The organism is Pseudomonas sp. B21-051, assembly GCF_024748795.1.
Classification (GTDB): Bacteria; Pseudomonadota; Gammaproteobacteria; order Pseudomonadales; family Pseudomonadaceae; genus Aquipseudomonas; species Aquipseudomonas putida_A.
The window spans coordinates 2,649,160-2,661,661 of the sequence record NZ_CP087166.1; the positions used below are offsets into that span (position 1 = coordinate 2,649,160).

9 protein-coding genes are annotated in these 12,502 nt (G+C 62.6%); 6 read left to right on the forward strand and 3 right to left on the reverse strand.

Annotated elements, in window-relative coordinates; genetic code table 11:
- Window positions 1–96: 96 nt before the first annotated feature.
- The 3 genes from LOY52_RS11880 to LOY52_RS11890 form a co-directional block, all read right to left on the reverse strand.
- Window positions 97–1,755, reverse strand: coding sequence for a phosphoethanolamine transferase (locus LOY52_RS11880; protein WP_258679600.1), 1,659 nt, complete (start codon window positions 1,753–1,755; stop codon window positions 97–99).
- Between the two features lie 197 nt (window positions 1,756–1,952).
- Window positions 1,953–2,690, reverse strand: coding sequence for a TorF family putative porin (locus LOY52_RS11885; RefSeq protein ID WP_258679601.1), 738 nt, complete (start codon window positions 2,688–2,690; stop codon window positions 1,953–1,955).
- 160 nt (window positions 2,691–2,850) lie between these two features.
- On the reverse strand, window positions 2,851–4,593 hold the full coding sequence (locus LOY52_RS11890; protein WP_258679602.1) for an amidohydrolase: 1,743 nt from the start codon (window positions 4,591–4,593) through the stop codon (window positions 2,851–2,853).
- A gap of 103 nt (window positions 4,594–4,696) precedes the next feature.
- Here LOY52_RS11890 and LOY52_RS11895 point away from each other — a divergent pair, with 103 nt between their 5' ends.
- The 6 genes from LOY52_RS11895 to LOY52_RS11920 all read left to right on the forward strand — a co-directional run bounded on the left by LOY52_RS11895 (window position 4,697) and on the right by LOY52_RS11920 (window position 12,489).
- Window positions 4,697–5,614 (forward strand): LysR family transcriptional regulator, encoded by a 918-nt coding sequence (locus LOY52_RS11895; protein WP_258679603.1) that lies wholly within the window; start codon window positions 4,697–4,699, stop codon window positions 5,612–5,614.
- 205 nt (window positions 5,615–5,819) lie between these two features.
- The gene (lexA, locus tag LOY52_RS11900; protein WP_134786550.1) at window positions 5,820–6,437 is read left to right on the forward strand and encodes a transcriptional repressor LexA; all 618 of its coding nucleotides are present in this window, start codon (window positions 5,820–5,822) and stop codon (window positions 6,435–6,437) included.
- On the forward strand, window positions 6,437–7,054 hold the full coding sequence (gene imuA, locus LOY52_RS11905) for a translesion DNA synthesis-associated protein ImuA (RefSeq protein WP_258679604.1): 618 nt from the start codon (window positions 6,437–6,439) through the stop codon (window positions 7,052–7,054). The genes lexA and imuA overlap by 1 nt, the downstream gene beginning before the upstream one ends.
- Window positions 7,055–7,061: 7 nt before the next feature.
- Window positions 7,062–8,477 carry a DNA polymerase Y family protein gene (locus LOY52_RS11910; RefSeq protein ID WP_258679605.1) on the forward strand — a complete coding sequence of 472 codons (1,416 nt, stop codon included), beginning with the start codon at window positions 7,062–7,064 and terminating at the stop codon, window positions 8,475–8,477.
- Complete coding sequence (locus LOY52_RS11915; RefSeq protein WP_258679606.1) at window positions 8,453–11,551, forward strand: error-prone DNA polymerase; 3,099 nt, start codon at window positions 8,453–8,455, stop codon at window positions 11,549–11,551. The genes LOY52_RS11910 and LOY52_RS11915 overlap by 25 nt, the downstream gene beginning before the upstream one ends.
- 251 nt (window positions 11,552–11,802) lie before the next feature.
- Window positions 11,803–12,489: a CsgG/HfaB family protein gene (locus LOY52_RS11920; RefSeq protein ID WP_225138927.1), complete on the forward strand. Its 687-nt coding sequence runs from the start codon at window positions 11,803–11,805 to the stop codon at window positions 12,487–12,489.
- Window positions 12,490–12,502 lie beyond the last annotated feature (13 nt).

Sequence of the window (12,502 nt, forward strand, 5' to 3'; positions counted from 1 at the left end):
GGATCAGTCGATATCAATTTTAACTGACCCACCGCCTTCGTCGGAACGCCGCCCGGAGCAGGCTCGCTCCCACAAGGGCGTTCGGTGGCTGGACTGTTACTGCGCAGCCGTCATGGCTGGCCGGCACCCGCGAAACACATCCAGCCCCGGCTGATACAGCGCGGTCTTCACCTCGAACAACCCCAGCACCGAATGAAACAGGTTGTCATGGCTCAGGTCCGGCTGGCCGGTCTTGCCTTGCAGGCAATCGCGATCAATCCCCAGTTGCGCCAGCGTGTTGTTGCCGAACCACATCACCATCGGCACATGGGTCTGCGCCTCGGGCGCCAATGCATAAGGCGCGGCGTGCAGGTACAGGCCGTTTTCGCCCAGGGATTCGCCGTGATCGGAGACATACACCATCGAGGTGTCCAGTGAGTCCTGATTGCGTTTGAGCAACTCGATCACCTTGGCGAGGAAGTGGTCCGTGTACAGGATGGTGTTGTCGTACACGTTGACCAGTTCATCACGGCTGCAACTGCCCAACTGGTTGGTGTGACAGATCGGGGTGAAGCGCTCCATGCTTTTCGGGTAGCGCTCGTAGTATTCCGGGCCGTGGCTGCCGTCGGCGTGCAGGACGATGATCGCGTGGCCCTTGAGGCTGTCGATATAGCTTTGCAGGTCGGCCAGCAGCGCTTCGTCGAGGCAGTTGTTGCCGTCGCAGAACGGCCCCGGCTGGTTCTTCGCGATGTCGCGGTGCGGCACGCGCAGGCAGGTGCCTTTGCAGTCGCTGTTGTTGTCCAGCCACAGCACTTGCACGCCGACGCGTTGCAGGATATCCAGCAGGCCTTCGTAGGTTTTGCCTTTCCTGTCGCTGTAGTCCTCACGCGGGAACATCGAGAACATGCACGGCACCGATACCGCCGTGGACGTGCCGCAGGAGTGCACCTGGGTGAAGTTGAGGATGTCCAGTCTGCTCAGCTCGGGATTGGTCTCGCGCGCATAGCCGTTCAGCGAGAAATGATCGGCGCGGGCGGTTTCGCCGACCACAAACACCATCAACGACTTCTTCTCGCGGCTGGCCGCTTTGGCGCTCATCACCGCGTCTTCACCGATGGCCTGCACCAAAAAGTGCTTTTTGATGCCCAAGCGCTGCTTGGTGTACTTGCTGATGGCGTAGATGTAATTGGTCGGGTTGATGAAGTGGGTGAGCTTGTCTTCCTCGCGGAAGATTGGCGCGTAGGTCGAATAGAACGCGCCCACTGAGGCGCCGATGACCAGTACACAGGCCGCAATCACCAGAACCTTGTTGAGCAGGCCACGAAAGAACGGCCGATAACGCACCGGCCAGCGCCAGATCAACGCCGCCGGCAGCACGCCGAGCAGCAACACATAAGCCAGCAGCTTGCCGTTGAACAGCGCAGCGGCCTCGCCGGGGTTGGTTTCGAAGACGTTCTGGATCATCACCGTGTCGATGGTGATCCCGTATTCGTTCATGAAATACGCAGAGCAGGCCGAGAGCAGGGCGACCACGCTCAGCGCCGGTTTCAACGTCCAGCGAAACGACACCAGGGTCAGCAGCAGAGTGATCGCCGCCCACAGGAACAGACCGAACGAGGCGAAAAATGCCAGTTTGTGCACGCCTTGCAGGGTGATCAGCGTACCCAGCGCCTTCCAGGTCGCCAGGTTGTACAGCGCCACCAGTGCCAGGGAAAACAGCAGCACCAGCCGGGTGGAAGTGATGGACGGTAAACGCAGTCCTTTGCCCAAAGCCATTACAGACATTCCTCTACTCGAATAGAACACGCGCGGAAACGCGCGTAACTGTAGAAGAACAATAGTAAAAATTTCGTAAACATCTCGTAACAAACTCCCGTTCCCCTGTAGGAGCTGCCGAAGGCTGCGATCTTTTGATCTTGCTTTATAAAATCAAAAGATCGCAGCCTGCGGCAGCTCTTACACGGGGTGGGGTGTCAGAAGGATTTGCTCACGCTCGCGACCACCGTTGCGGTGCACACATCCTTGAACCCCCAGTTGCTCAGGCACTGGCTCTGCGACAGGTCGGTGTCGATGTAGCTGAGGCCCAACACCACCCCGGCCAGGTTGTGCGTCAGCTTGACTTCCCATTCACGGTAACTGTCCTCGCCATGCCCGGACGCCGAGTACAGGTGCGGGTCCTTGAAATCCATGTTGCCGTAACGCAGTTTCAGCCCCGAATCGAACGGCAACTCGGTTTCATAACCGACATAGGTGTAGAGCGAGTTCTGCTTGCTGTCGATTCCCGGCGCATCGCTGGAGTAATACGCCGCGAGTTTCACCCCGTAGACACCGAGAATCCCGTAGACCTCGCTCTGGTTGAACTGGCTTTCCTTGGGGTAGGCGTACTTGATGTAGCCCAGATCGAGGCTGACATCCTCGGTGGCTTGCCACAGCCAGCCGGCGTAGTAATCGACTTCCTGCCGGGTTTTCAGGCCATCGCCGAAATCGACGTTGGAACTCCAGGCACCCACGTACAGGCCGCTGCTATGCGCCAGGGTCAGACCGGCCTGCACGGCCGGGTCATTTTGGGTTTGCGAGATGCCGCGGGTGCGGTAGTCGCTGGCCAGGGTCAGGTCCACCAGCACGGCGAAATCGTCGTTCAAGGGAATTGCGTCGCTGCTCAGGGGCAGCAGGCTCAAGGAACTCAGGGCGAGCAAGGACAAGGCTTTCATGGAGAAGTCCCGATGTTGTGATTGTTTTAGGGGCTGGACGCAAAACCTGTAGGAGCTGCCGAAGGCTGCGATCTTTTGATCTTGTTTTTAAAATCTAGATCAAAAGATCGTCCGAACGCGGCCCGAGCCTTCGGCAGCTCCTACAGGGGGGAACGAGTTGTTATTGGGTGGCGGTGTAGACCTGTCGTCCGCCAAACCAGGTTTGCAGAACCTGGGTGTCATGCAGGGCTTTTTCGTCGACGCTGAACACGTCGCGGTCGACCACGATGAAATCGGCCTGTTTGCCCGGCGTCAGCGAACCGATCTGCTGATCCAGGCCGATTGTCCGCGCCGCGTTGGCGGTATAGGCGTAAAACATGGTTTCGCGATCCAGACGCTCGTCGGCATTCAGCACCCCCAGAGGCCCGACGCGGGTGATAGCCTGGGCCATGGCGTTGAACGGGTTGGGTGACGACACCGGCCAGTCGCTGGCACCGGCAATCGTCGCGCCCTGTTTCAGCAGCGAGTGCGCCGGGTATTGATAACGGAAGGCGAGGGCGCTGACGTAGGGCTTGATCATGTCGGTGGTGTAGTCATCGGCACTGGCCCACAACAGTTGCATCGAGGCGACCACGTTCAGCGGTTTGAAGCGGGCAAACTCTTTCGGGTTGACCATCTGCAGGTGGGTGATCGAATGGGTGATGCCGCTCTGCCGATCCTTGCGCGCGCGTTCGATGCCATTCAGCGATTCCCGTACTGCACGGTCGCCAATGGCATGGATGTGCACCAGCCAGCCGCGCTGGTCGATGGCGCTGACCAGTTCGCCGAAATGCTCTGGATCGATCAGCAGCTCGCCCTGTTTTTGTGAGTTGCGGTACGGATCGATCATCGCCGCGCTCTGCGCCGGGTACTCGATCACGCCATCGGCGAAGATCTTGACTCCGGGCAGGGTCAGGTTGGGGATGCCCTGAAATTGCAGGCGCACCTTATCCAGCGTGTCGAGGTCGGCCGGCAGGCTTTTCGGATTGGCGACAAGCAACGCTGCGACGTGCACGCTCATGTCGCCGCTTTCCGACAGCGCTTTGTAGGCTGGCAGCACGCCGACGGTTTTCTCGGTGGGTTTGAGCGCGAACACGGCCTCACCCGGTGCGGCATTGGCGGCGGGGTCCATCCACGCGGTGATGCCGAGGCTGTTGTTGAAGCGCACCGCGGATTTGGCCGCAGTAAGCATATCGGCCGGGCTCGGCACCGGCATTTTCGCGGCAACCCGGTCCCAGCCGGCATCGACCAGAAAGCCGTTGGGCTCGCCGTTGGCCAGTGCGCCGATCGTGTCTTTTTCCGCAGCGGGCAGGGTCTTGAGCAACGCCGCGTCGATGCCGGCGCGCTTGAGCATCACGTTGTTGGCCCACGCGGTGTGGTGATCGCTGCCGGTGAACACCACCGGCACGTCAGCCCATTCGCCGTGGTTGAAGGTCTTGCCCAGCGCTTCGGCCTGCGCCCAGTACGCCGAGCTCATGCCGGCAATGCTCAGCACATCGCCATGCCTGGCCTTGCCGTCGTCACGCCAGGCGCGCAGGCGTTTTTCCAGTTCGTCGAGGGCGACGACTTCGTCTTCCATGTTGGCCGAGACCATTTCCAGACCGCCGAAAATCGCGTGGGAATGGCTGTCGATCAAGCCTGGCATCAGCGTCTTGCCGCCGAGGTCGATCACCTGTGTGCCGGGCTCGATCAGAGCCTTGATCTGCGCGTCAGTGCCGACTTTCAGCACTTTGCCGTTTTCCACGGCCAGCGCCTGTACCTTCGGTTGCGTGCGATCGGCGGTGAATATCTTGCCGTTGACCAGCACCAGATCGGTGGCGGCCATGGCTTCCATCGAGGCAAAACTTACAGCGGTAACCAACAGACTCGGGATGAATCTTTTCATTGAAGATTTCCTTGTTATTGCGTCTGATGGCCAGATTAGTGGCTGATGCTGGCCGACAGAACGCCTCCCTCACGAAAAACGTTTTTGCCTGAATGGAAAAAGCATGGACAAGCTGGGTGCACTGAAAATGTTCGTGGTCACCGCGCAACTCGGCAGTTTCAGCCGCGCGGCGGAGCAGTTGGGCAAGACCCCATCGGCGCTGACCAAAGCGGTCAATCATTTGGAGTCGGAACTTGGCGCGCGACTGTTCGAACGCAGTACGCGGCGGATTCTGCTGACCGAAATCGGCCGCGTTTATCTGGAAACTGCGCGGCTGGTGTTGCAGCGACTGGAGGAGGCCAGCGAGGAAATCGAGCAGTTGCAGCACGGCTTGCGCGGCAGCCTGAAAATCACCGCACCGCTGGCGTACGGGCGGGCGTTTCTCGATCAGGTGTGCGACGGCTTTTTGCAGCAATACCCGCAGATCAGCCTGCAAGTGGATCTGTGCGACGCGTTCGTCAATCTGCTGGAAAGCGGCTACGACCTGGCCTTGCGCGAAGGGCATGACGATCTGCCGGGGCTGATCGCCCGAGTGGTTGGCAGCAATCGTCTGGCGTTGTGCGGCAGTCCGGATTATCTGGCACGCAAAGGCTCGCCGGTGAGTCCGCAAACCCTCGAACAGCATGACTGGCTGCTGTATCAGCATCCGTTGCTCAGCCGCGAGTTCTGGTGGGCCGAGCGCGACGGCCAGCGCCTGAGCCTGATGCAACCGACGGCGCCGCGCTTGCGCAGCGACAATTACGACCTGTTGCTGGCCAGCGCATTGGCCGGACGCGGTTTGCTGCACACGCCGCTGTGGAGCGCCGCGCCGTACATTGCCGATGGGCGTCTGGTGCGGGTCATGGCTGACTATGAAATCGACCCGGACAGCTTCGGCCCGCACATTCTCGCGGTGTACCCGAGCCATCGACGGGCCACGGCCAAGGTCGTCGCATTCATCGATTACATCGCCGCCTTCCTCGCCGAACGCGGCCTGAACTGACACCCGTTCCCCTGTAGGAGCTGCCGCAGGCTGCGATCTTTAAAAAGATCAAAAGATCGCAGCCTGCGGCAGCTCCTACACAGTTCCGGGTCGCCTCCTTTGTAGGAGCTGACGAGTGAAACGAGGCTGCGATCTTTTGATTTTTGTGGATCGCCGGCCCAGGCCGACTGGCGGTGCTTGTCAGTAAAATCCCACAGGAGTACAAATGTACTCCATGACAAACCTGACTCCCCGCCGTACCGCCATCCTGACCTTTATCCGCGAACGCATCGCCGAACACGGTCAGCCCCCAAGCCTCGCTGAAATCAGCGAGGCTTTTGGTTTTGCCTCGCGCAGCGTGGCGCGCAAGCACGTGCTCGCGCTCACCGAAGCCGGGTTTATCGAGGTCAATCCGCACCAGGCCCGGGGCATTCGCCTGCTTGGGCAACCCGCGCGCCCGGAGCTGCTGGATATTCCGGTGCTCGGCCGGGTCGCTGCCGGCGCACCGATCGGTGCCGATGCCGACATCCATAACCGCTTGATGCTTGATCCCGCGCTGTTCTCCCGTGCGCCCGACTACATGTTGCGGGTGCAGGGCGACTCGATGATCGAGGACGGCATTCTCGACGGTGATCTGGTGGGAGTGAAGCGCAATCCCGAGGCGCTCAACGGCCAGATCGTGGTGGCGCGACTCGATGGTGAGGTGACGATCAAACGCTTCGAACGTGTCGGCGCTACAGTGCGCCTGCTGCCGCGCAACCCGGCGTACCAGCCGATTGTCGTGCGCGATGATCAGGATCTGGCCATCGAAGGGGTGTTCTGCGGTCTGGTGAGGCAAGGCTGATGGGCGCCGTCGTTGCACTCGATACGCTGTTCAATGGCGGCCAGGTCTGGAAGGGCCGACCTGCGCCACCGGTGGCCAGCCCGCAACCCACCGGGCATGCCGCGCTGGATGCGGCACTGCCCAGCGGTGGCTGGCCGGAAGCGGCGCTGAGCGAAATCCTCCTGGCCGGGCCCGGGGTTGGCGAGTTGCAACTGGTGTGGCCGACGCTGGCGCGGCTGTCGGCGGCGGGCGAGCGCATCGTGCTAGTGGCGCCACCGTTCGTGCCGTACCCGCAGGCGTGGGCGAACGCCGGGGTCGATCTGCGGCAGTTGTCGGTAATCCAGGCCAGCGAACGCGATGCCTTGTGGGCGGCGGAACAATGCCTGCGTTCCGGCAGTTGCGGCGCGGTGCTGTGCTGGCCGCACAAGGCCGATGACCGAGCGTTGCGGCGTTTGCAGGTGGCGGCGGAAACCGGCCAGACCCTGGCGTTTGCCTGGCGCCCGCTGAGCGAGGCGATCAACCCGTCGCCGGCCGCGTTGCGTATTGCCATCGACGCCAGACCGGCCCAGTTGCGCGTACTCAAATGCCGGGGCGGGCTGGCGCGCACGGCGCCGATTGCGTTTGCCGTGGGGCACTGAGGTCGTCATGCGCTGGGTGTGTATTCTGTTCCCGCAATTGGCCCTCGACGCGGTGCTGCGTCAGCGTGCCGATCCTGCTGAGCCGTTGGTGCTGCTCAGCGGCCCGGTCCAGCGCCGGGTGCTGCAAGCGGTGAATGCAGCGGCGCGCCAGCTCGGCTTGCGCGCCGGCCAGTCGATGACCGCCGCGCAAGCGTTGAGCAAAGGCTTTGCCACCGCCGATTACGACCTCGCCGAGGTCGAGCACTGGCAGCAGTTTCTCGCCGCGTGGGCCTATCGTTTCAGCGCGCAGGTCAGCGTGCATTATCCGCGTACCGTGGTGTTCGAGATCGAGTCGAGCCTGGGCCTGTTCGGCTCCTGGGCGCAGTTCGAAGCGCGGCTGCGCAAAGAGCTGACCGAGCTGGGCTTCCGCCATCGCATCGTCGCCGCACCGAATCCGGTGGCGGCGCGGGTGCTGGCCAACGCCTACGACGGTCTGGTGGTACCTGACGGTGAAGCCTTGCAGCATCACCTCGGAAAGTTGCCCGTCGACCGTGTCGGGCTGGAGCCGCAGGTCGCCACCGCGCTGACGCGCATGGGTCTGCGCAACCTGAACCAGCTGCAGAGCCTGCCGCGTCAGGCCCTTGCCCGGCGCTTCGAAGCATCAATGCTCAAGCATCTCGACACGTTGTTTGGCGCGCGTCCGTTGGCCTTGGCGTTCTATCTGCCGCCGGATCGTTTCGATGTGCGCATCGAACTCAATTTCGACGTGCAATCCCATCAGGCGCTGCTGTTCCCGTTACGCCGCTTGACCGCTGACCTGTCGGCGTTCCTCTGCGGACGTGACAGCGGCGTGCAGCGTTTCGACCTGCATCTGGAGCACGCCGGGCTGCCGGACACGCTGATCAAGGTCGGCCTGCTCAGCGCCGAGCGCGATCCGGCGATGCTTTTCGAACTGGCCCGTGGACGACTGGAGCAAGTGCAGGTCGAGGCCCCGGTACGCGGCTTTCGTCTGCGGGCCGAAGACCTGCCGAGTTTTGTGCCGCAGTTTCAGGAACTGTTCGATGACCGTCCGCAACAGACCTTGCCCTGGGAGCAATTGCGCGAACGCCTGCGCGCACGGCTCGGTGATGACGCGGTGCAGGGCCTGCGCTTTCAGGCCGACCACCGCCCGGAATGCGCGTGGCAGCACGGCGTCGACAAGCAGCGTTGCAGCGGTTTGCCGAGCGTGCAGCGTCCGGGCTGGCTGCTCGGCGAACCGCAGAGTGTGCCGGAAGGTTCGGCACGGATCCTCATGGGCCCGGAGCGCATCGAGTCCGGCTGGTGGGACGGTGACGATGTGCGCCGCGATTACTACCTGATCCAGAACCGCGCCGGTCAGCAGGGCTGGGCCTATCGGGCCGTGGGCGAGGGCGGTCCGTTGTGGCTGCAGGGCTGGTTTGCATGAACCACGGTTATGCCGAGCTACACTGCCTGTCGAACTTCAGTTTCCAGCGCGGCGCCTCCAGTGCTCTTGAGCTGTTCCAGCGGGCGAAAAAGCACGGCTATCAGGCGCTGGCGATCACTGACGAGTGCACCCTGGCCGGGATCGTCCGTGCCTGGCAAGCGGCGAAATCGGTGGAGCTGCCGCTGATCATCGGCAGCGAAGTCCGCATCGACAACGGCCCGAAACTGGTATTGCTGGTGGAGAACCTTGCGGGCTATCAGGCCTTGTGCGGCTTGATCACTCAGGCCAGGCGGCGTACGCAGAAGGGCCAGTACCAAGTGCTGCGCGAAGATTTCAGCGAGCCATTGCCGGGGTTGTTCATTGTGTGGGTGCCGGACAGCATCGATGACGTGGAGGAGGGCCGCTGGCTGAAGCAGACTTTCGGCGAGCGTCTGTATCTGGCGGTGCAGTTGCATCGCGGGCAAGACGATCAGCGGCGGCTGGCGGCCCTGCTGAGTCTGGCCGATCAACTGCAGATTGCCGCCGTGGCCAGCGGCGATGTGCACATGCACGCCCGTGGCCGGCGCGCCCTGCAGGACACCATGACCGCGATCCGCCATCACGTCCCGGTGGCCGAGGCCGGGTTGCGCCTGCACCCCAATGGCGAGCGGCATCTGCGCAGCCTCGAGGTGTTGCGTGAGCTTTATCCGCCGGCGTTGCTCGACGCCTCGGTGCAACTGGCGCGGCGCTGCACTTTCGAGCTGAGCGAGTTGCGCTATGAGTATCCGAAGGAGCTGGTGCCGCAGGGGCACACCGGCAGTTCCTGGTTGCGCCAACTGACCGATGAAGGCATTGCCTGGCGCTGGCCAAAAGGGCCGCAGGCCAAAGTGCTCAAGCAAATCGACGATGAGTTGCAACTGATCGCCGAACTCGGCTACGAAAGCTACTTCCTCACCGTGCACGACGCAGTAAGTTTCGCCCGCAAGCAAAAAATCCTCTGTCAGGGCCGCGGTTCGGCGGCTAACTCGGCGGTGTGTTTTGCCTTGGGCATCACCGAGATCGACCCGGACCGCACCACGCTGCTGTTCGAGCGTTTCATGTCGAAGGAGCGCAACGAGCCGCCGGACATCGATGTCGATTTCGAGCACGAGCGCCGCGAAGAAGTCCTGCAATACGTGTTTCGCCGATATGGCCGGCGGCGTGCGGCGCTGACGGCGGTGGTCAGCACCTACCACGCTGCTGGGGCGGTGCGTGACGTGGCCAAGGCCCTTGGGCTGCCGCCGGATCAGATCAATGCACTGGCCGATTGCTGCGGCCACTGGAGCGACGAAACACCGCCGCTGGCGCGCTTGCTCGAAGGCGGCTTCGACCCCGACAGCCCGGTGCTGCGTCGGGTGCTGAGCCTGACCGGGCAACTGATCGGCTTCCCCCGGCACTTGTCGCAGCACCCGGGCGGCTTCGTGATTTCCGAGCAGCCGCTGGATACGCTGGTGCCGGTGGAAAACGCCGCCATGGCCGAGCGTACGATCATTCAGTGGGACAAGGACGACCTCGACGCGGTCGGGTTGCTCAAGGTCGATATCCTCGCCCTCGGTATGCTCAGTGCCATCCGCCGTTGCTTCGACTTGCTGCGTCGTCATCGGCATCTGGATCTGAGCCTGGCGACGATTCCCGCTGAAGACAAACCGACCTACGAGATGATCAGCCGTGCCGACACCATTGGCGTGTTCCAGATCGAATCGCGGGCGCAGATGTCGATGCTGCCGCGGCTGAAACCGGCGAAGTTCTACGATCTGGTGATCGAGGTGGCGATCGTTCGCCCCGGGCCGATTCAGGGCGGGATGGTTCATCCGTATCTGCGCCGACGCAACAAGGAGGAGCCGACAACCTATCCCTCGCCGGAACTGGAAGTGGTGCTCAAACGCACCCTCGGCGTGCCGCTGTTTCAGGAACAGGTGATGCAGATCGCCATTGTCGCCGCCGACTACAGCCCCGGCGAGGCCGATCAGTTGCGCCGCTCGATGGCCGCGTGGAAACGCCACGGCGGGCTGGAACCGCACAAGGCACGGCTGGCCGCCGGTATGAAGAAAAACGGCTACACCGAGGAATTCGCCGCGCAGATCTTCGAGCAGATCAAGGGCTTCGGCAGTTACGGTTTTCCCGAATCCCACGCCGCCAGTTTCGCCTTGCTGACTTACGCCAGTTGCTGGCTCAAGTGCCACGAACCGGCAGCCTTCGCCTGCGCGTTGATCAACAGCTGGCCGATGGGTTTCTACAGCCCGGATCAGATCCTTCAGGACGCCCGTCGGCATCAATTGCAGATCCGTCCGGTGGACGTGCGCGCCAGCGACTGGGATTGCAGCCTGGAACCGATCAGCGGCGCGCAGCCGGCGATCCGCATGGGCCTGCGGATGATCAAGGGCTTTCGCGAGGACGACGCCCGGCGCATCGAAGCGGCGCGGGCGCGGGGGGCGTTTGCCGATGTCGCCGATCTGGGCGAACGGGCCGCACTCGACAGTCGCGCCCAAGCGTTGCTCGCCGATTCGGGGGCGTTGCGCGGCATGGCCGGGCATCGGCATCGTGCGCGCTGGGAAGTGGCCGGGGTGCAGAAACAGCTGGGCCTGTTTGCCGGGTTGCCGAGTCAGGAAGAAGCCGATGTGCTGCTGCCCAAACCGAGTGTCGGCGAGGACCTGCAGGCCGATTACGCGACCATCGGCACCACGCTGGGGCCGCATCCGCTGGCGCTGCTGCGTGGCGAGCTGAAGGCGCGGCGTTGTCGCAGTTCGCAGGAGTTGCTGGACGTCGAACACGGCCGGCCAGTGAGCATCGCCGGGCTGGTCACCGGGCGGCAGCGGCCGGGCACCGCCAGCGGCGTGACTTTCGTCACCCTCGAAGACGAGTTCGGCAACGTCAACGTGGTGGTCTGGCGCGATCTGGCCGAGCGCCAGCGTCAGGTGCTGGTCGGCTCGCAACTGCTCAAGGTCGATGGCCGCTGGGAGCGTGAGGGCGAAGTCCGGGATTTGATCGCTGGCCGGCTGAGCGACCTGAGTTCGCTGCTCGACGGCATCCGCGTACAAAGCCGCGACTTCCATTAACACCGATCCCTGTAGGAGCTGCCGCAGGCTGCGATCTTTTGATCTTGTTTTTAACAATCCAAGTCAAAAGATCGCAGCCTGCGGCAGCTCCTACAGAGGTGGGTTGTGGTGTTCAGATCAGCCAATCCATTGGCGTCAAAAAAACCTGTCTTCCATGATGGCACTTTGTCATAATGCCGGCCCTTTTCCGCTCCCCACTGCCTTGCCGTGCCGGGACACACCGTTTTTTTAAGAAGGAATGCACAGTGAGAATGATCTCCCGGATGTTGGTCTCAGGCGTTGCGATTGCCGTGCTCGGCACCCTCGCCAGCTCCCTGGCCGGGTGCGCCACCGAAAGCTCCCGCGCCCTGCCGGTGGCCAAGGTCGAGAGCGCCACGCAAGCCTGGAGCGGCGCTCGCGTACCGATGGCCGTGGGCAAGTTCGATAACCGCTCCAGCTACATGCGCGGGATCTTCTCCGATGGCGTTGACCGCCTCGGCGGCCAGGCCAAGACCATCCTGATCACTCACTTGCAGCAGACCAACCGTTTCTCGGTACTGGATCGCGACAATATGGGCGAGATCCAGCAGGAAGCGGCGATCAAGGGCCAGGCCCAGCGCCTCAAGGGCGCAGATTACGTGGTCACCGGTGACGTCACCGAGTTCGGCCGCAAGGAAACCGGCGACCACCAGCTGTTCGGCATTCTCGGCCGTGGCAAGACTCAGGTCGCCTACGCCAAGGTCAACCTGAACATCGTCAACATCAGCACCTCCGAAGTGGTGTATTCGACTCAGGGCGCTGGCGAGTACGCCTTGTCCAACCGCGAAATCATCGGCTTCGGCGGCACCGCCGCGTACGACTCCACCCTCAACGGCAAAGTCCTCGATCTGGCCATGCGCGAGGCGATCAATCGTCTGGTCGATGGCATGAACGCCGGTGCCTGGAAACCGGCTAACTGATCGCTATTCATTG